This window comes from Microbacterium sp. MYb66, from assembly GCF_002979435.1.
In the GTDB taxonomy this organism is placed as follows: Bacteria; Actinomycetota; Actinomycetes; order Actinomycetales; family Microbacteriaceae; genus Microbacterium.
Genome location: NZ_PCOV01000013.1, coordinates 1 through 20,107 on the forward strand (window position 1 = coordinate 1; position 20,107 = coordinate 20,107).

General features: G+C 71.4%; 16 protein-coding genes. 11 read left to right on the top strand and 5 right to left on the bottom strand.

From position 1 onward, the window contains the following. Window positions 1-36: 36 nt before the first annotated feature. A complete protein-coding gene (locus CQ045_RS17490) occupies window positions 37-1,521 on the bottom strand; it encodes an APC family permease (RefSeq protein ID WP_105726085.1) in 1,485 nt (494 codons plus the stop codon). Window positions 1,522-1,753: 232 nt separating this feature from the next. After that, a complete protein-coding gene (locus CQ045_RS17495; RefSeq protein WP_105726087.1) occupies window positions 1,754-2,359 on the bottom strand; it encodes an NUDIX hydrolase family protein in 606 nt (201 codons plus the stop codon). 39 nt (window positions 2,360-2,398) lie between these two features. Here CQ045_RS17495 and CQ045_RS17500 point away from each other — a divergent pair, with 39 nt between their 5' ends. Beyond that, entirely contained in the window at window positions 2,399-3,088 is a 690-nt protein-coding gene (locus tag CQ045_RS17500; protein ID WP_105726089.1) for an alpha/beta hydrolase, read from the top strand. A 72-nt stretch (window positions 3,089-3,160) separates the two neighbouring features. Here the strand turns inward: CQ045_RS17500 and CQ045_RS17505 are convergent, their stop codons facing one another. Continuing rightward, complete coding sequence (locus CQ045_RS17505) at window positions 3,161-4,915, bottom strand: siderophore-interacting protein (protein ID WP_105726091.1); 1,755 nt, start codon at window positions 4,913-4,915, stop codon at window positions 3,161-3,163. A 1-nt stretch (window position 4,916) separates the two neighbouring features. Further along, entirely contained in the window at window positions 4,917-5,909 is a 993-nt protein-coding gene (locus CQ045_RS17510) for an ABC transporter substrate-binding protein (RefSeq protein WP_105726093.1), read from the bottom strand. 157 nt (window positions 5,910-6,066) lie between these two features. Between CQ045_RS17510 and CQ045_RS17515 the strand changes: the two genes are divergently transcribed. The 8 genes from CQ045_RS17515 (at window position 6,067) to CQ045_RS17550 (ending at window position 17,959) form a co-directional block, all read left to right on the top strand. After that, entirely contained in the window at window positions 6,067-6,810 is a 744-nt protein-coding gene (locus CQ045_RS17515) for an AraC family transcriptional regulator (RefSeq protein ID WP_219844455.1), read from the top strand. Between the two features lie 55 nt (window positions 6,811-6,865). Continuing rightward, window positions 6,866-7,915 (top strand): iron chelate uptake ABC transporter family permease subunit, encoded by a 1,050-nt coding sequence (locus tag CQ045_RS17520; RefSeq protein WP_105726097.1) that lies wholly within the window; start codon window positions 6,866-6,868, stop codon window positions 7,913-7,915. Then, window positions 7,912-8,961 carry an iron chelate uptake ABC transporter family permease subunit gene (locus tag CQ045_RS17525; RefSeq protein ID WP_105726099.1) on the top strand — a complete coding sequence of 350 codons (1,050 nt, stop codon included), beginning with the start codon at window positions 7,912-7,914 and terminating at the stop codon, window positions 8,959-8,961. Before CQ045_RS17520 ends, CQ045_RS17525 begins: the two co-directional genes overlap by 4 nt. Continuing rightward, on the top strand, window positions 8,958-9,731 hold the full coding sequence (locus CQ045_RS17530) for an ABC transporter ATP-binding protein (RefSeq protein ID WP_105726101.1): 774 nt from the start codon (window positions 8,958-8,960) through the stop codon (window positions 9,729-9,731). Before CQ045_RS17525 ends, CQ045_RS17530 begins: the two co-directional genes overlap by 4 nt. A 243-nt stretch (window positions 9,732-9,974) precedes the next feature. After that, entirely contained in the window at window positions 9,975-11,666 is a 1,692-nt protein-coding gene (locus tag CQ045_RS17535) for an ABC-F family ATP-binding cassette domain-containing protein (RefSeq protein ID WP_105726103.1), read from the top strand. Window positions 11,667-11,704: 38 nt separating this feature from the next. Beyond that, entirely contained in the window at window positions 11,705-16,309 is a 4,605-nt protein-coding gene (locus CQ045_RS17540) for an ATP-dependent helicase (RefSeq protein ID WP_105726188.1), read from the top strand. 22 nt (window positions 16,310-16,331) lie between these two features. Then, window positions 16,332-17,186: an EI24 domain-containing protein gene (locus CQ045_RS17545; protein WP_105726105.1), complete on the top strand. Its 855-nt coding sequence runs from the start codon at window positions 16,332-16,334 to the stop codon at window positions 17,184-17,186. After that, entirely contained in the window at window positions 17,186-17,959 is a 774-nt protein-coding gene (locus CQ045_RS17550) for a DNA-formamidopyrimidine glycosylase family protein (protein ID WP_105726107.1), read from the top strand. Before CQ045_RS17545 ends, CQ045_RS17550 begins: the two co-directional genes overlap by 1 nt. A gap of 28 nt (window positions 17,960-17,987) precedes the next feature. On the opposite strand, the gene CQ045_RS17555 is transcribed toward CQ045_RS17550, so the two are convergent. Then, window positions 17,988-18,683 (bottom strand): YafY family protein, encoded by a 696-nt coding sequence (locus CQ045_RS17555; RefSeq protein ID WP_105726190.1) that lies wholly within the window; start codon window positions 18,681-18,683, stop codon window positions 17,988-17,990. Between the two features lie 73 nt (window positions 18,684-18,756). Here CQ045_RS17555 and CQ045_RS17560 point away from each other — a divergent pair, with 73 nt between their 5' ends. Both CQ045_RS17560 and CQ045_RS17565 read left to right on the top strand, forming a co-directional pair. Continuing rightward, window positions 18,757-19,497, top strand: a complete 741-nt coding sequence (locus CQ045_RS17560) for an alpha/beta fold hydrolase (protein ID WP_105726110.1) — start codon at window positions 18,757-18,759, stop codon at window positions 19,495-19,497. Between the two features lie 180 nt (window positions 19,498-19,677). Next, window positions 19,678-20,085, top strand: a complete 408-nt coding sequence (locus CQ045_RS17565; RefSeq protein WP_017829277.1) for a DapH/DapD/GlmU-related protein — start codon at window positions 19,678-19,680, stop codon at window positions 20,083-20,085. The last annotated feature ends 22 nt before the right edge of the window (window positions 20,086-20,107 follow it).

Here is a 20,107-nt window from a genome sequence, read left to right on the forward strand (position 1 = left end):
ATGTCCATCCTTCTTGTGCGGGGCGGGTGGCGAGGGTCAGGCGTTCTCGTCGAATCGGCGCACGATCTGGGCGTACGCCTCCGGTGCCTTCGCCCGCATGACCGCGGCCTGCACGAGGCCGATCACGGGGGCGATGACCACGACCCCGACCAGGGTGATGCTGATCGGGCCCCAGGCGGGATTCCCCTCGGCATCGACGTCGCTCACGAGCAGCGGGAAGTTCGCCGCGATGAGCACGGCGGACACGGCGAGGCCGAGGAAGCCGAGGATCGGTGCGATGACGGTGTGCCAGGGGCTGCGCAGCACCCGGGTGCGGGCGAAGTAGACCACGACGGAGAGGCACGTGACCGCCATCAGGATCACGATCGCGAGCGTCCCGATGCCGGCGAACCAGGAGAAGATGTTCTCCGGCGCGAAGCCGATCAGCGCGAGCACGATGATCGCGATGCCCGAGGTCGCCACCTGCACGATCGATGCGACGTGGGGCGAGCCGTGCTGCGCGTGGACGGTGCCGACGCGGTCGGGCAGCACCCGCGCGTTGGCCATGGCGTGGTGGTAACGGGTCAGCACGTTGTGCAGCGACAGCACGGCGGCGAACATGCTCCCGAGGAACAGCACCGCGACGGCGATCGAGCCGACCGGGCCGAGGTACTGCTCCGTGACGCGGGTGATCAGCGTGGTGGGGTCGGCGGCGGCCTCCTCGATGATCGCGCCCTCGCCGACGCCGACCACGATGGCCCAGGCGGCGAAGGCGTAGAAGACGCCGATCACGATCGCGGACGCGTAGGTGGCGCGCGGGATCGTGCGCTCGGGCGTGCGCACCTCGTCGCGGTAGACGACGGTCGACTCGAAGCCGATGAAGCTCGCGATCGCGAACATGAGGCCGAGGGCGGGGGCACCGGAGAGGACGTTCTGCAGCAGGAACGACCCGAAGGTCACTCCCTCCGCGCCGCCGGTGACGAGGATGACGACCCCCAGCAGCACCACGATGCCGATCTCGGCGAGCAGCACGACCACGAGGACGCGCGAGCTGAGTTCGATCTGCCGGTAGCCGAGCGCGCCGACGAGGGCCACGGAGGCGAGGGTGAGCAGCCACCACGGGATCTCGGGTCCGCCGAGGAGGACGATGCTCGAGCTGATCGTCGCGCCCAGGTAGGAGAACACCGCGATCTGCACGGTCGTGTAGCAGACGAGGGCGAGGTAGGCGGTGGCGAGACCGGGCGTGCGGCCGAGCCCGTGGGTCGCGAACACGAAGAACGATCCCGCCTTGGGCAGGAAGCGGCTCATCGCCGTGAGACCCACCGAGAACAGCAGCAGGATCACGGTGGCCACGAGGAACATGACCGGGAATCCGATGCCGTTGCCGACGAGGTAGCCGATGGGCACGAGCCCGCCGACGACCGTGAGCGGAGCCGCTGCCGCGATCACCATGAAGGTGACGGACACCGCCCCGAGGTTCCCGCGGAGATTGCGTTCCTGCGGTGCTGCCGTGCTGCGCGACGTCGTTGTCGAAGCATCCATGTCGAAGCATCCTTTTGCCGATTGGACTAATGGTCTACTTTCTAGCCCATTACCTTCGACGGCGCAAGAGTCGGGCTCGAAACCCGCTTGCCGACCCGGACTCTTGCGTGCGAACCGGCCCCCTACGACCGTGCACGAAGGGGTGGTTCGCACGCACGGAGACGGGTCGACGCCCGGACGGGCGAGCCGGAGCCGGAGCGGGAGCCGGAGCAGGAGCGACGACGGGACGCGACTAGCGCAGGAGACCGAGGTACGCGAGAGCCTGCCGGATGAGGGTGCCGCGGCCGTTCTCCATCTCGGCGGCGACCGCATCGGACCCGGCGGCCTCCGGAGAGAACCAGGTGACCTCGAGGGCGTCCTGGCGCGGTTCGCACGTGCCGGTGACCGGCACGACGAAGGCCAGCGACACGGCGTGCTGCCGGTCGTCGTGGAACGCGCTCACGCCCGGGATCGGGAAGTACTCGGCCACCGTGAAGGGCAGCGGCTGCGGCGGGAGCAGCGGGAAGGCCATCGGCCCGAGATCGTTCTCGACGTGCCGGAAGAGGGCGTCGCGGATGGTCTCGCCGAAGCGGACACGACCCGACACGATCGTGCGCGTCATCTCGCCCATCGGCGTGGAACGCAGGAGGATGCCGATCTCGATCACCTGTCCTGACCCGTCGGTGCGCACCGGGATCGCCTCGACGTAGAGCATCGGCAGTCGACGCCGTGCCTCTTCGAGCTCGAAGTCGCTCAGCCAGCCGGGGTTCGCATCGGGTACGGGGCGGTTCGAGTCCGGGAAGTCACCGAGACCATCGTCGTCGGGCTCCGGATCAGGATCAGGTGTGCGGACCGCCATGTGTCCTTTCTACCAGCCGCCTCCCCCGACCGACACCGGATGCACGTCGGCCGTCCCTGGCAGGATGACGGTGTGAGCGAGAACCTGACGATCGACGACACCGCGACCAGATGGTCGTCCCCCGACCGCGGAGGGATGCCGCTGCTGGTGCTGCTGCACGGCTACGGCGCCGACGAGCACGATCTGTTCGGGCTGGTCCCGCACCTCCCCGAGGGCATCGCCGTGGCGTCCGTCGCCGCTCCTCTCGCACCTCCGTGGCCGATGCCCGGCCGCTCCTGGTACGCGATCGACGGGCTCGACGGACGCAGCCCCGAGGCCGTGACGGTCGCCGCCGAGGCACTCCTGCGCTGGCTCGACGCCGCGGCGGGCGACGCCCCCTCGGTCGCGCTGCTCGGCTTCTCTCAGGGCGCCGCGGTGTCCCTGCAGGCGCTGAGGCTCGCCCCCGAGCGCTTCGGCGCGGTCGCGGCGCTCAGCGGATACGCGGCACCGGGCGAACTGCCGAACGACGACGCGCTGGCCGAACTGCGGCCGCCCGTGTTCTGGGGAAGAGGGACGCACGACGACGTCATCCCGCCCGAGCTCGTCGCACACACCGCGCAGTGGCTGCCCGGGCACTCCGACCTGTCGGGCCGCGTCTACACCGGACTCACCCACAGCATCTCCGAGGAGGAGCTGACCGACGTGCACCGGTTCCTCACGAAGTGGATCGACGGGATCGCGAAGGGCTGAGCCGGTCCGGCGTTCGGCGGCAGCACCGCTGCGCACCCTCCGAGGAGCGCGGTGCCGCCGCCGAGACCGTGTTCAGGACCGGACGAGGACGGTCGCCTCGATCCCCCAGCCGAGGGGTTCCGCGCGCTCCCACGTCCATCCCGCAGCCGCGGCCAGTTCGCCCAGCCGCTCACTGGAGCGGAACGGCGCACCGGTCATCGCGAAGCCGACGATCCGGTGCTCCTCGGCGTCGGGACTGAGCGCATCGGGCCTGCTGGACTCGAGCAGGAGCAGGCGCGACGTGCACGACGCGAGCTCCTGGAGGAGCCCGACCGCCTCGGCATCGGTCCGGTGCCCGAGGGCGAGAGCGAGCACGGCGATCTCGACCGGGCGGCCGTCCCAGACGGTCGCGGCCCCACCCGCGTCCTCGACGATCGCGTCGCGCACGAGACCGTGCTCGTGGAGCGCGACGTCGATGCCGTCCCGTCCGCCGTCCTCGAATGCACCCACGACCGCAGGAGCACCCGGGCCCACGACGAGCACGCCGGACACGTCGTCCCACATCGGGTCCGCCACGAAGCCGTCGAGCAGGTAGGCGAGGCGGCTCGCGTCCTCCACGAGTTCCTCGACGTGCAGCCCCTCGGTCTGCGCCTGCGCCGCGAGGGTCTCCCCGCGTGCCCGCTGCCACGGCGAGACGCCATCGCGCAGAGCGTGATCGAGATCGCGCAGCGCCAGCACGGCCTCCGCCTCCAGGCCGTCGAACTCCTCACGGTGATGCTCTTCGAGCAGCTCCTCCCCGAAGCGCCCGAGCGCGAGGGCGTCGGCATCGCCGGCGATCACCTCGGCGGAGGTGAGGATGCCGCGCAGCGCCTCCAGCGACCGGGGAGCCACCCCGAGTCTCGCCGCCAGCGTCGACAGCGGGAGCGGACCGTCGGCGAGGGCGTCCACCACACCCAGCCGGACGGCCGCCCTGACGACGAGCCACGGCACGGGAGACGCCGGCTCGACCACCGGAGGAACCTCCGGCGCCGAGGCGTCGTCCCCCGCCGACACGGTCTCCGCATGCCAGTAGCCGGTGATGTTCAGGCGGTCCTTCGCGAGCCCCCGCTCGCGCTGCAGGAAGCGGCGCACCGGCAGCAGCGCGCGACTCTCCGCGGCCGCCCAGGCATAGCCCTCACCGTCGGCCGGAAGCGCGAGACCGCGGACGGCCTCCTCCAGCGCCGCCGCGTCGCCCCCTGGCGCCGTCACCCAGGTGACCGTGTCGCCGGGACGCACGTTCAGCTCCTGCCGAGCGGCGGCGTCCTCGACCAGCACCAGCACGTGCGCCGCCGCATCGATCGGACGCTCGTCGAGGAACCGCCCGACCGCGGGCAGGCCCGTCTCATCCGCGATCAAAACGATCCAGTCGAGGCCCTCGGGAAGCCGCAGCGAGGACTTCGGCCCGACGAAGCACAGCTCGTCGCCGATCGCGGCCGACTGCGCCCAGGATGCTGCGGGCCCGTCGCCGTGCAGCACGAAGTCGAGCGCCATCTCGCCGGCGTCTGCATCCACCCACCGCGGCGTGTAGTCCCGGGCGAGCCGGTTCTCGGCGGCGGTCCATTCGATGCCGTGCGGCAGCTGGATCGGCAGCGCCGAATCGAGATCGCCGTCCGCGGCGAAGATCAGCTTGATGTGGTCGTCGAAACCCGGGGCCGCGAAGGCCCGGTGGGTGTGCCCGTCGACGGTGGTCTCCCCGAGCCCCTCTCCGCCGACGACGATGCGCCGCATCCGAGGAGTGACCTCCTCGATGCGGCGCACCGTCACGCGGCGCACGACCAGCGGATGCGAGGTGAATGCGCGCTGTGCCATCTCAGCCGAACAGCTCCTCGATGATGTCGAGCAGAGCCAGCGCCTCGTCGTAGTCGCCACGGGCGACCCAGTACGGCAGCACGTACGCGGCATCGTTCTGGAACGCCGGGAGCGCGGCGAGGACCGGGTTCTCGGACAGGGCGTCGATGTCGCCGATGTCGGTGTTGAAGCCGGTGATGAACACGGTGGGCTGGGTGATGACCTGGCCGACCTGCTCGGTCGACAGCTCGAACGAGTCGCCACCCGGGGTGTAGGGCTCGTAGTCGCCCTCGCCGAAGATCGGCGCCGGCTCGATGCCGACCGCCTCGAAGACGACGGGAAGGCCCATGTCCTCGCGGGCGACGTACACCGTGCCGTCGGGGAGGATCGAGAGGAACGCGGAGGGAGCGGTCGGGACCGTGATGTTCGCGGCCACTTCGTCCACGCGGTCCTCGTAGGCGGCGAGCGCCTCGTCGTAGACCTCGCCCTTGCCGAAGACGTCGTCGGCCAGGAACGAGTACTGGTCCTGCCAGGTCGCCTTGTCGCCGCTGACCAGAACGGTGGGCGCGATGTCGCTGAGGTCGTCGTAGGCGTCGGTGGCGAGGAAGAGCGGGAAGCCGATGCCTCCGCCGACGATCAGGTCGGGCTCGAGCGCGAGGATCGCCTCGAGGTCGAAGCCGTCACCGCTCCAGGTGATGAACTCGGTGCCCTGCTTCTCGGCATCCTCGGCCCAGAAGTCGGAGTACGACGCCTCGTAGCCGAAGTCCTCCGAGGTCACCGCGGCGACCGGCACGTCGAGGTCGTAGAGGTAACCCGCGAGTGCGTAGTTCAGCACCACGACCTTCTGCGGGTCGGCCGGGACGGTGACGTCGCCCTGCTCGGTGGCGACGACGCGGGTCGTCGCCTCTTCGGACGCGCCGGCTCCCGACTCGGGGGCGGGTTCGGCGGCGCACGACGCCAGGGCGAACAGGGCGACCACGGGGAGCGCGGCGAGAAGACGGACGGATCTGGACATGGAGAGACCTCAGGGATCGACGGATGCGGGATGACCCGACGGGCACGCGGCGGACAGCGCAGCTCGGGTAAGGTAAGGCTATTCTCACTAACCGGTCGAATCGTGACGCATGCGACATCGACACGGACGGATACGACATGTCTCGGAGGGGAACAGCGTGCCATCCACCGCTCTCGCCGGCACCGTCCCGGAGAACTCGATCCGCTTCCTCGGGCACGACACGCACGAGCATGACGAGCCGCACGTCGTCTACGTGGTGACCGGGGCCGCGGTGCTGACCGTCGACGGCGTCGACATCCCGCTCCGCAGGCATGAGGCCGCCTGGCTGCAGCCGCATGTCCCGCACGCGGTCCGGGTCCGTGAAGGCGGGACGGTGCTGGGCCCGATCCTCGAGGACGCCGCATCGCCCTCGACGCGCGTCCGCGTGCTCGGCGTGGTGCCCGCGCTCGTCGACGTCATGACCACGGCGCTCGTCGCGGCCCCCAGCACCGACGAGCAGATCCTGCCGTTCCGCCGCGCGATCGCCCGGGTGCTGCAGACCGTGTCGCGCCCCTATTTCCCGGTCGTGTACCCCGAGCATCCGGCCGCCCGGCGTCTCGCGAAAGATGCCCTGCGCCTGCCGCTCCCCCTCGACGAGCTGTCGGCACGCCATCGGATGAGCGCGCGTCAGGTGCAGCGCATCTTCGTCACGGAGACGGGGTGGTCGTTCTCGCGCTGGCGGGGTCGGGCCCGCATGAACGCGGCCGTCGCGCACCTGGTCGGTGGCGGCGACCTCACGGCTGCGGCACGGCTGTCGGGCTTCAGCACCAGGGCGGGCCTCGTGAAGGCCCTCAGCCGGGAGACCGGGATCCCCTCCGGCCGCCTCACCGCCGATGCCCGCGGCGCCCTGGCCGACTCCTGAACCGCACGGCGCGACCGCCGGAAGCTGTTAGCGTTTCGGCGTCCAGAGGAGCCCCATGACCACCGCCACGCGCACCGATCCGGCCACCGGAGCCGGCGTTCGGCAGACGCGCACCCGGCGTCGCGTGCTCGGGCTCGTCCTCTCCCTGCTGCTCCTCGCGACCCTCTGCGTGCTGAGCGTGGTCGTGGGTTCGGCCGCGCTGCCGCTCGACGTGGTCTGGCAGGCGTTCGTGGCACCGGACGGATCGGTGAGCCAGGTCACGGTCACCAGCGCGCGGGTCGACCGCACGGTCCTCGGCATCCTCGTGGGCGCCGCGCTCGGAGTCTCGGGGGCGCTCATCCAGGCTCTCACGCGGAACCCGCTCGCCGACCCCGGCATCCTCGGGGTGAACGCCGGAGCGGGCTTCGCGGTCACGCTCGCGGTGGCCTTCCTCGGGATCACCCGGATCGACCAGTACCTGCCGTTCGCGTTCGTCGGAGCCATCGCGGCCTCCGCCCTCGTCTACCTCGCCGCCGGCGCCGGTCGCGGTGCGGGGTCCCCGGTGCGCCTGACCCTGGTCGGCGTGGCGTTCGCGGCCGTGCTCACGGGCTTCTCGCACACTCTCGCCCTGATCGACACCGAGACGTTCGACCGGATGCGCTTCTGGGGGGCGGGCACGCTCGCCGACCGTCCGAGCGGCACGATCGACGCGGTCCTCCTGCCGATCGCGGTCGGCCTCCTGATCGCGGCGTTCTGCGTGCGTCCGCTCAACGCCCTCGCGCTGGGCGAGGACACCGCGCGGGCCGTCGGCGTCCGGCTCGGCGTCGCGCGGGTCGCGATCATCCTGGCCGTCGCCCTCCTGTGCGGTGCGGCGACGGCGGCCGTCGGCCCCCTCGTGTTCGTCGGACTGGTCGTCCCCCACGCCGTGCGCTGGATCACCGGACCCGACTGGATCTGGATCACGCTGTACTCCGCCGTGCTCGCGCCGGCTCTGGTGCTCGGCGCCGACATCCTCGGCCGGATCCTCGTGATCCCCGCCGAGCTGCAGGTCGGCGTGATGCTGCCGCTGATCGGCGCTCCGGTGCTCATCGCCCTCGTCCGCGGTCGGAAGGCGAAGGCCCTGTGAGCGCGACCCTCGTCCTGCGCGCGGGCCCGCTCTCGGTGCGCACCACCCGACGGATGCTGCTCGTGTGCGCGGCGCTCGCCGCTCTCGCCCTCGGCCTCGCCGTCTGGGCGATGACGCTCGGCAGCTACGGCGTGAGCGCCGGAGAGGTGATCGGCGCATTCCTCGGGCAGTCCGAGGGCGCGGTGCGCAAGGTCGTCCTCGAATGGCGGGCGCCCCGGGTCGTCGCGGCACTCCTGTTCGGAGCGGCGCTGGGCATCTCGGGCAGCATCTTCCAGTCCCTCACCCGCAACCCCCTCGGCAGCCCGGACGTGATCGGGTTCAGCACCGGCTCGTACTCGGGCGTGATCCTGATGATGCTGACCGGCGCGACCGGGTACGCCGCCTACGCGGCCGGGGCGCTGATCGGCGGAGTGCTCACCGCGGCGATCGTCTACCTGCTGGCATTCCGCCGCGGGATGCAGGGCTTCCGCCTCATCATCGTCGGCATCGCGATGGGCGCGCTCCTGCAGTCCCTGAACACCTGGTTCAGCACCAGCGCCGACGTCGACCTGGCGCTGCGCGCGGCCGTCTGGGGCGCAGGATCCCTCGCGGCGGTCGACTGGACCACTCTCGGGTTCGCCGCGATCGCGATCGGCGCGGTGCTGCTGTGTGCCCCGGCCGCTCAGCGACGGATGCGGCGGCTCGAGCTGGGCGACGACGCCGCGGCCATGCTCGGCATCCCGCTCGAACGCACGCGCGGAATGCTCATGGTGCTCGGTGTCGCCGCGATCGCCGCGGTGACCGCCGCCGCGGGACCGATCGCCTTCGTCGCCCTGGCCGCCCCGCAGATCGGGCAGCGGCTGACCGGACGAGGCACCTCGGTCGACCTCGTCGGCGCCGCACTGACCGGGTCGGTGCTGCTGCTCGTCGCGGATGTGATCGCCCAGCATGCCATCCCCGACGTGACCCTGCCGACCGGTGCCGTGACGATCTGCATCGGCGGCCTCTATCTGCTCGTGCTGCTCATGCGCGAGAGCAGACGCTTCACCGGAGGAGGACGACGATGACACGACTCGCGACCGAGGAGCTGCGCGCGGGCTACGGCGGCCGAGGGGTGCTCGACGGCCTCGACGTGCGCATCCCCGACGGCGAGCTCACCGTGATCGTCGGGCCGAACGCCTGCGGCAAGTCGACGCTGCTGCGCGCGCTCGCCCGACTGCTGCCCGCCACCGGAGGGCGCGTGCTCCTGGACGGCGGGGACATCACGCGACTGTCGACGAAGGAGGTGGCGCGGCGGATGGGACTGCTGCCGCAGAGCCCGCTCGCCCCGGAGGGCATCACGGTCGCCGACCTCGTCGGACGCGGCCGCTACCCGCATCAGAGCGTGCTCTCCAGCTGGTCGGTCGAGGACGAACGCGCGGTCGCGGAGGCCATGGCGGCCACGAACGTCACCGACCTCGCCGAGCGCAACGTCGACGAGCTCTCCGGCGGTCAGCGCCAGCGTGCCTGGATCGCGATGGCGCTGGCCCAGGAGACCCCGATCCTGCTGTTGGACGAGCCGACGACGTTCCTCGACATCGGGCACCAGATCGAGGTGCTCGAACTCGTCACCCGCCTGCACCGGGAAGGGCGCACGGTCGTCGTGGTGCTGCACGACATCAATCAGGCCGCCCGCTACGCATCGCACCTGATCGCGATGAAGGACGGGCGCATCGTCGCCGAGGGCGCACCGCGCGACATCGTCGATGCACCGCTGCTCACCGAGCTGTTCGACCTGAAGGCGAGGGTGATCGCCGACCCCGACACCGGGGCGCCCGTCGTGCTGCCCGGCCGCTGAGCCCCGGCCGCGACACGCCCGGGGTTGCGAACCCCCGACACGCCCGGGTATCGTCGGGGAGTCCTGTCCGCCGTGTCTGGAAGTCCTTTGATCTGATCCGTCGCCTCCGCGCTCTTCTTCCCGCGCGCTGACCCGACGATCGCCGACTCCACGGCAGACCCACTCCTCCGCATCCTGTGACGCGTGTCACGGCCCGGCAGGGGCTCGGTGTCAGTGCACCCTCGCACTCGACAGGAGACACCCATGTCAACTCCCTCCACCCTTCACGCGTCGGTCACCCTCGACCGGCTCACGTTCACCTGGCCCGACGGTTCGACCGCCCTCGACGGGGTGTCCGGGGCGTTCGGCTCCGGACGCACCGGACTCGTCGGACGCAACGGCGCCGGCAAGTCGACGCTGCTGCGGCTGATGGCCGGCGAACTCGAACCGACATCGGGCGTCGTCACGGCATCCGGCGAGGTCGCGTACCTCCCGCAGCAGCTGACGCTCGACGTCGACCGCCGCGTCGCCGAGCTCCTCGGGGTCTCCGCGGCGCTCGACGGCGTGCGGGCGATCGCCGCGGGCGACGTCGACCCCGCCCACTTCGATGCGGTCGGCGACGACTGGGACATCGAGGCGCGCGCCCAGGCCTCCCTCGCTGAAGCCGGCCTCGCTCCGGAGTTCCTCGACCGCAGCGTCGGCGAGCTCTCCGGAGGAGAAGCCGTGCTCGTCGCGATCGCCGGCATCCGCCTGCGCCGCGCGCCGATCACGCTCCTCGACGAGCCGACGAACAACCTCGACCGCGACGCCAGAGCGAAGCTCGCGGCGATGGTGCGCGCCTGGAAGGGCACGCTCATCGTCGTCAGTCACGACCTGTCGCTGCTGGAGCTGATGGACGACACCGCCGAGCTGTACGCCCAGGCGCTGAGCGTGTTCGGTGGTCCGTACTCCGAGTGGCGCGCCTGGCTGGACGCGGAGCAGGATGCCGCGAAGCAGGCCGAGGTCGCCGCCGCCCAGGTGCTCCGCAAGGAGAAGCGCCAGCGGATCGAGGCCGAGGTCAAACTCGCGCATCGCGCCCGCACGGCGAAGAAGGCCGAGATCGAGAAGCGGGTGCCGAAGATCATCGCGCACGGCCGCAAGATGGCGGCCGAGGTGTCGGCGGGCAGGCTCCGCACCGAGGTCGGCGCCAAGGAGGAGGCCGCGCACGCCGCGCGCGAGGAGGCCGGCCGCCGCGTGCGCTCCGACTCCTCGATGAAGATCGAGCTCCCCGATCCGCAGGTGTCCCGCAGCCGCCGGATCGCGACGGTCGGAGACGAGGAGCGGTCCTGGGTGGTCCAGGGTCCGGAGCGTGTGGCTCTGATCGGCCGGAACGGCGCCGGCAAGACGACGCTGCTGGAACGGTTGGTCGCCGACGGTGGTCACACCTCCTCAGAGACGACGACCGATGCCCTGAGAAGCGGCTCTTCGGCCGATGTCGCCGAAGACTTCACGAGTCCTGCACGGCCGACCCTGCGCATCGAGGCCCACACCGACCAGATCGGCTACCTCCCGCAGCGGGTCGACGGACTCGTCGAGGAGCGGTCGGTGTTCGAGAACATCGCGACCGCGGCTCCCCAGGTCCCGGAGAAGGAGCTGCGCAACCGGCTCGCCCGGTTCCTGATCCGCGGGGCGACGGCGGAGCGTCCGGTGTCCGCGCTCTCCGGCGGCGAGCGCTTCCGGGTCGCGCTGGCGAAGCTGCTGCTCTCGGATCCCGCCCCGCACCTCGTGGTGCTCGACGAGCCGACGAACAACCTCGACGTCGACACGGTCGACCAGCTGGTCGAGGCGCTGCGCGCGTACCGGGGCGCCGTGCTCGTGGTGAGCCACGACGACGCGTTCCTGCGCCGACTCGACCTCGATCTCACCCTCGAGATCGACGGCGAAGGTGCTCTGCAGGAGGTCTCGCTGGGATCGTGACGCGCCCCGATGTCCCCGGCCTCGACGAAGATGGAGGGATGAGCGACGTGCTCGAACGCTTCACCCCCGCCACGCAGGACTGGTTCCGGGGTGCGTTCCCCGCGCCCACGCCCGCGCAGGCGGGTGCGTGGGACGCGATCTCGGCCGGCAAGCACGCGCTGGTGGTGGCTCCGACCGGTTCCGGAAAGACGCTCTCGGCCTTCCTCTGGGCGATCGACAGCGTGTTCCGCGAGCGCATGGCCGAGACCGCCCCGCCCGCGAAGGGCGAGCCGCGCACACGCATCCTCTACATCTCCCCGCTGAAGGCCCTCGGCGTCGACGTCGAGCGCAATCTGCGGTCTCCGCTGATCGGCATCGGGCAGTCGGCCAGACGGCTGGGCGTGCCCGCCCCCGCGGTGACGGTCGGCGTGCGCTCGGGCGACACGACGTCGAGCGACAGGCGCAAGCTCGTGTCCGACCCGCCCGACATCCTCATCACGACCCCCGAGTCGCTGTACCTCATGCTCACGAGCCGCGCGGGCGAGACCCTGCGCGGCGTGCACACCGTCATCATCGACGAGGTGCACGCGGTCGCGGCGACCAAACGCGGCGCGCATCTCGCCGTCAGCCTGGAGCGCCTCGATGCCCTGCGCCGACTCAACGGCATCGAGACCCCGGCCCAGCGGATCGGCCTCTCGGCCACGGTCCGACCCATCGACGAGGTGGCGCGGTTCCTCGGCGGCTCGGCACCGGTCGAGATCGTCGCGCCGCCCGCGTCGAAGACCTTCGAGCTGGGGGTCGTCGTCCCCATGGACGACATGACCAACCCGCCACCGCCGCCGGGAGTGCCGGGGGAGGCGGCGGATGCGGAGTACAGCGAGGTCACCGGATCCGTCTGGCCGCACGTCGAGGAGGCGATCGTCGACCGCATCCTGCAGAACAACTCGACCATCGTCTTCGCCAACTCGCGCCGCCTGGCGGAGCGGCTCACCGGCCGCCTGAACGAGATCTACTCCGAGCGCATCGGCGTCGAGCTGCCCGCGGCGACCGTCCCCGCGGCGATGATGGCGCAGGCCGGAGCGACCGCAGGCGCCGATCCCGTGCTCGCCAAGGCGCACCACGGCTCGGTGTCGAAGGAGCAGCGCGCCCAGGTCGAGGAGGAGCTCAAATCGGGCGTTCTGCGCTGCGTCGTCGCGACGAGCAGCCTCGAACTCGGGATCGATATGGGCGCCGTCGATCTGGTGATCCAGGTCGAGGCTCCGCCCTCGGCGGCATCAGGCCTGCAGCGCGTCGGGCGGGCCGGGCACCAGGTGGGCGAGATCAGTCGCGCCGCCCTCTTCCCGAAGCACCGCGGCGACGTGCTGCACACCGCGATCGTGACCGAGCGGATGCTGGCGGGCAAGATCGAGGCGATCCAGGTGCCGCGCAATCCGCTCGACATCCTCGCCCAGCAGACGGTCGCCGCGAGCGCTCTCGGAGCGATCAGCGTCGAGGAGTGGTTCGAGACCGTCCGGCGGTCCGCGCCGTTCCAGGCTCTTCCCCGCTCCGCCTACGAGGCGACGCTCGACCTGCTGGCCGGGCGCTTCCCGTCCGACGAGTTCGCCGAGCTGCGGCCGAGACTCGTGTGGGATCGTGACGCGGGCACGCTGACCGGACGCCCCGGAGCACAGCGCATCGCGGTGACCAGCGGTGGCACCATCCCGGACCGCGGCCTGTTCGGGGTGTTCGTCGCCGGCGAGACGACCGGTGCACGGGTGGGCGAGCTCGACGAGGAGATGGTCTACGAGTCGCGGGTCGGCGACGTGTTCACCCTCGGCACCACCAGCTGGCGGATCGCCGAGATCACCCATGACCGCGTCAACGTGATCCCCGCATACGGCCAGCCGGGGAAGGTGCCGTTCTGGCACGGCGACGGCATCGGCCGCCCGTTCGAACTCGGCGAGGCTCTCGGGGCCTTCTCCCGCGAGGTGTCGGCGGCCCCACCCGAGAAGGCCGCCCAGCGACTGATCGATGCGGGTCTCGACGAGCAGGCGCGGGCGAACCTCATGGCCCACCTGACCGAGCAGCGCGAAGCGACCGGCACACTGCCGACCGACCGCACGCTGACGGTCGAGCGCGGCCGCGACGAGGTCGGCGACTGGCGCGTGATCCTGCATTCCCCGTACGGCATGAAGGTGCACGCGCCGTGGGCCCTGGCGATCAATGCCCGGGTGCGCGAGCGCCTCGGCGTCGAGGGATCGGCGGTCGCGAGCGACGACGGCATCATCGTGCGCATCCCGGATGCCGAGGCCGAGCCGCCCGGAGCCGAGCTGTTCGTGTTCGCCCCGGAAGAGCTCGAGCACGTGGTCACCCAGGAGGTGGGCGGCTCCGCGCTGTTCGCCTCCCGGTTCCGCGAGTGCGCGGCGCGAGCACTGCTCATGCCGCGCATGAACCCCAACAAGCGCACGCCCCTCTGGCAGCAGCGGCAGCGGTCGGCGCAGCTGCTCGAGGTCGCCCGGCGGCATCCGACGTTCCCCGTGATCCTGGAGACGCTGCGCGAAGTGCTGCAGGACGTCTACGACCTCCCCTCGCTGCGCAAGCTCGCGACCTCGATCGCCGACCGCCGCATCCGCCTCGTCGAGACCGAGCCCGGACAGCCGTCGCCCTACGCCCGCGACCTGCTGTTCGGCTACGTCGGCGCGTTCATGTACGAGGGAGATTCCCCGCTCGCCGAGCGCCGGGCGGCCGCGCTGTCGGTCGACCCCGCCCTGCTCGGAGAACTGCTGGGCACGGTCGAGCTCCGCGAGCTTCTCGACCCCGACGTCATCGCCCAGTTCGAGCGTGAGGCGCAGCGCCTCGACCCCGACCGTCGCGCGCGGGGCCTCGAAGGGGTCGCCGACCTGCTGCGGATGCTCGGGCCGCTCGACGCCGACGAGGTCGCCGCCCGTCTCGATCCGACGAGCGTGTCCGAAGCGGAGTCGGAGTCCGTCGACACCGCGACCGCCGACGCCCTGCTGAACGACCTGATCACGGCCCGGCGCGCGATTCCGGTGACGATCGGCGGCGTGAGCCGGGTGGCCGCGATCGAAGACGCGGGCCGACTGCGCGACGCGCTCGGCGTCGCGCTCCCCACGGGCATTCCGGTGGCGTTCCTCGAACCGCTGGCCGACCCGCTGGGAGACCTCGTCGCCCGCCACGCCCGCACGCACGGCCCGTTCACGACCGATGCTGTCGCCACTCGATTCGGGCTCGGCGCCGCGGTCGCCCGCCACACCCTCCAGCGGCTGGAGAACGCGGGCCGACTCACGAGCGGCTACTTCCTGCCCGAGGCCGCCGGCAGCGGCGACGCGATCGAGTGGTGCGACAGCGAGGTGCTGCGCCGCCTGCGGATGCGGTCGCTCGCGGCGATCCGCGGATCGGTGGAGCCGGTCTCCCCCGAGGCGTATGCGCGCTTCCTGCCGGACTGGCAGCACATCGGTCGGCCGTTGGAGGGCGTCGACGGCGTCCTCACCGTGATCGAGCAGTTCGCCGGAGTGCCGATCCCGGCGAGCGCGTGGGAATCGCTGGTCCTGCCGTCGCGGGTGCGCGACTACTCCCCCGCGATGCTCGACGAGCTCACGGCGGCGGGCGAGGTCATCTGGTCGGGCCATGGCACGCTTCCGGGGCGCGATGGCTGGGTGTCGCTGCATCCCGCCGACCTCGCCCCGTTCACCCTTCCGGAGCGGGATGCCGAGATCGCGTCCGACTCGTTGGAGTCGCGCATCCTCATCGCCCTCGACGTCGGCGGCGCGTACTTCGCCGCGCAGCTCAAAGACATGGCGGCGGCCGAGAACGAGCAGTCCGTGCTCGAGGCACTGTGGTCGCTGACGTGGTCGGGCTACGTGACGAACGACACTTTCGGCCCGATCCGCTCGCTCCTCGCCGGCGGTTCGCAGGCCCACAAGGTCAAGCGCCGGGCACCCCGCGCCCGCACCTACCGCGGCGTATCGTTCACCGGTTCCGCGGCTCCACGGCCGACGTCGATCGGCGGACGCTGGTCGCTGCTGCCCGCGCTCGAGACGGATGCCGCCCGCCGGGCGACCGTCACCGCCGGTCTCCTGCTCGACCGCTACGGCGTCGTCACCCGCGGCGCCGTGCAGGCCGAGGGCGTCCCCGGCGGCTTCGCCCAGGCATACCGGGTGCTCGCCGGGTTCGAGGAGGCGGGCCACTGCCGCCGCGGCTACGTGATCGAGAAGCTCGGAGCCGCGCAGTTCGCCGCCTCCGGCACGGTCGATCGCCTGCGCACCTATGCCGGACTCGCCGACCCGCCGCCGCGGACAGCGGTGACCCTCGCCGCCACCGACCCCGCGAATCCCTACGGCGCCGCCCTCGGCTGGCCCAAGCTCGAGGGGGTGTCTCATCGCCCGGGCCGGAAGGCCGGCGGCCTCGTCGTCCTGGTCGACGGCACCCTCGTGCTCTCGCTGGAGCGCGGCGGCCGCACCGTGCTGTCGTTCAGCGACGACGGCGAGGTGCTGCGCGCCGCGGCATCCGACCTCGCGGCCACCGCACGCGCGCGCCGCCTCGATACTCTGACCGTCGAGAAGATCAACGGCGAGGGCGTGTACGGCACCGAGCTCGCGCTCGCCCTGCAGGAAGCCGGCTTCGTGGCTACTCCGCGCGGGTACACGCTTCGCAAGGTGGTCTGATCGTGCGCCTACGCTGGAAGCCATGATCCGAGAGTTCGCCGCCGGCATCCGCACCCTGCTGCGCGGATTCGGGCTGTGGCGCACGCGCCCGGGTCTCATGGCACTGGGGCTGATCCCCGCGGTCATCGCGGTCGTCGTGCTCGCCGCGCTGCTCGTCCCGCTGGTCATCGGCATGCCGTCGCTGTCCACCTGGCTCACGCCGTTCGCCGACGGCTGGCTCGAGCCGTGGCGCGGGCTGCTGCGCGCCGCGGTGAGCCTCGTCGTCGTCGCTGCCGCTCTGGCTCTCGCCAGCGTGGTCTTCAGCGCGCTGACCCTGACCATCGGCGACCCGTTCTATCAGCGCATCTGGCACGCGGTGGAGGTCGACCTCGGCTCGCCCCCGCCCGCCGACGGCGGCAGCTTCTGGACCACTCTCGGCGAGGGGCTCCGGCTGGTCCTCCTCGGCATCCTCATCGCCGTCTCCGTCCTCCTGATCGGCCTCATCCCCGGCGTCGGCGGCTTCCTGGGCGCGGTCGCCGGTGTCGTCCTGACCGGCCGGCTGCTGGCTCGCGAGCTCACCGGCCGCTCCTTCGACGCGCGCGATCTGAGCCCCGCCGATCGCTCCGCGTTGTTCTCGGGCAGCCGCGCACGGGTGCTCGGCTTCGGCGTCGCGACGCAGCTCTGCTTCCTGATCCCCGGCGGAGCGGTAGCGGTCATGCCGGCCGCCGTCGCCGGCAGCACGATGCTCGCGCGCGACCTGCTCGCGCGCAGCGGCGCAACCGCAACCGCAACCGCAACGTCGGGAGCACTGGCGACTCCTCCGCCGCCGCCACCGCACGCCCAGCCGTCGCGACTTCCGCCGCCCCCGCATCTCGGGGCGGGACCGGGAGTCTCCTGATGCCCGAGGGAGATACCGTCTTCCGCACCGCGCATCGCCTCGACGAGGCGCTCGCGGGCGCCGACGTCACCCGTTTCGATCTTCGCGTCCCCCGGTTCGCGACGTTCGACCTGACCGGGCAGCCCGTGCACGGTGTCGTCCCGCGCGGCAAGCATCTGCTCATGCGCATCGGCGACAGCACGCTGCATTCGCATCTGCGCATGGACGGCGCCTGGTTCACCTACCGGCACGGGGAGAAGTGGCGGCATCCGGCCTTCAAGGTGCGCGCGATCGTGGGCACGACGCAGCGCGAGGCCGTCGGCGTCGACATCGCCGAGATCGAGGTCGTGCCCACCCGAGACGAGGATCAGCTCGTCGGCTACCTGGGTCCCGATCCGCTCGCGGACGACTGGGATGCGGCCGAGGCCCTCCGACGACTCGGAGCCGACACCCGCAGCATCCACGTCGCCCTCCTCGATCAGCGCAACGTCGCAGGGTTCGGCAACGAGTACGCAGCAGAACTCCTGTTCCTACGGGGGATCCTGCCGACCCGGCCGACGCCGGAGGTCGACGTGGCCGCCCTCCTCGACCTCGGAGTGCGCACCATCCGAGCCAACCGCGACCGCCGCCACCGCACCTTCACCGGCATCGATCGTCCGGGCCAGGGCACCTGGGTCTACGGCCGCGCCGGACGCCCGTGCCGCCGCTGCGGAACCCTCATCCGGCGCGGCGAGCAGGGCGCCGACCCGACGCGCGAGCGCGTCACGTTCTGGTGCCCGGTCTGTCAGCGCTGAGTATCGGGGCAGGAACGGCGCGAGTCGTTCACCCGCCGACCTGTACCGGGCGGGCATTCACCGGCGGGGTCCCGACCTCCTGCACGGTATGACCGCTGCATGCGGTGTTGGTCATGCGGGCCTGCTCGATTCGTGACACGACGAACCAGCGCATCGCGTCGCGCAGGAGGCACCAGCCGACCAGGTACCATCGGCCGTTCGTGGAGGCGAACATCACGGGCTCGACCTCGCGCGCGGTCGTGGCACCGGCGAGGGAGGTGTACCGGATCCTGATCGTCCGCTGCTCGGCCATCGCCTCCTCGAGGACCGACCGGACGGCGCGGGAGGAAGTCGGCGATCCATCGACCCAGACGCGGCGCCCCAGGTCGGCGGCCCTCTCCCGCGTGCGGGGATCGAGCACATCCATGATCTTCTGCACCCCGGCCGATGCCAGGTCGGCGTAGGGAGCGTCGGACGCTGCCGAGACGGCCGCCAGGAGCGCCACGGCCTGCGCGGGCGACAGGGTGATGGGCGGCAGGGATGCACTCGAGGCCAACCCGTATCCACCACCGGGTCCCGGGCGCGACCACACCGCCGCGCCGCTGCTCGTCAGCGCCGCGAGATCTCGCTTGACAGTCCTCACCGACACCTCGAACTCCCTGGCGAGGCGTTCAGCCGTACATCCGCGGGTGCCGCTGCGGCGCAGCATCTCCGTCAGGGCATGGAGTCGCTCGGCCCGCTTCACCGCACGCACCTCGTTGAATTCATGACAGAAATAGTGCCATACAGCTGTCCGGAGCGGCTGCGAGCATCGAGACATGACGACAGAGACTCGGAATCCGACCATCATCCTGATCGCGGGCCACTGGCTCGGCGCCTGGGCCTGGGAGGAGGTACAGGAGGTCCTGACAGCCGGGGGCCAGAACGCCATCGCGATGACACTCCCCGGCCTCGACCCAGACGATCCCGAGCGATCGTCCCGGACCCTCGACGATCAGGCCGCGGCGATCGAAGAGGCCATGGCACGCGCGGGAGCCTCGGCGGAGCGGCCCGTGTTGCTCGTGGGCCACAGCGGGGCCAACGCTCCGCTCAGCATCGTCCTCGACCGGCATCCGGAGCGCGTCCGCCGGATCGTCTGGGTCGACTCCGGACCCGTCGCACCGGGAAGCGTCTTCGCACAGGAGCTCCCTGACACGGTGGAAGAGCTGCCCTTGCCGCCGTTCGAGGTCCTCGGCGAGCAGGCCAGCCTCGAAGGTCTGACGGCGGAGATGCTCGAGCGCTTCCGTGCCCGAGCCGTCCCCGAGCCCGGGCCGGTGCTCCGGCAGCCCGTCGAGCTCACGAACGACGCGCGCCGCCGAGTCCCCACCACCCTGGTCTGCTGCTCCATCCCCAGCGCGCAGCTCTTGGAGCTCGCCCGCGCCGGGCATCCCATGTTCGCCGAGGTCGACGCCCTCGATGATCTCGAGGTCATCGACCTCCCGACCGGGCATTGGCCGATGTGGAGCCGTCCTGAGGATCTCGCGAAGGCGATCGGTTCTGCGGCTTCGCGCGCCGACTGATGCGCGCAACTGCGCCTCGTTGAAGCCCTATCGGGTTTTCGTCGGACCTCCATGAGGATGGTACGAGCTGATTGCTCCGGCGGGAGGCAGAGCGCGCTCCCTACATCCATCCGCGGGAATGAATCCGCCCCTGCCGTGGTTGTTGATATATCCGGAGAACTCCGGAGCACGGGAGGAATCGTGGGTAAGAACTACGTCGACATCGAGAACGACCAGGGCGCGACGCTGCGGTACCGCAAGCACGCGAACGGTCGGGGTCTCGTCGCGCATGGCGCGAAGGTGCACCCCAAGGCGCACATCGAGGCGGGTGCCTATATCGAACCGGGAGCGCGCGTCGGCGCCGGGGCCACCATCGCCCGCGGCGCCTGGATCGACGAGGACGCGGTGATCGGCGAGGGCGCCTTCGTGGACGCGCATGCGCATGTCGGTCACGGCGCGGCGATCGGTGATCACGCGTACGTCGGCGTCCGCACCGACATCGGCGCCGGAGCACGCATCGTGCGCGGCGCCCGGATCGGCGACGACGAGACGGTCGCGGCCGGACTCACCATCGCGACGGACCAGAAGGGCCTCTGGCTCGCGGCCTGACCGCCCCACACTCGACCTGAGC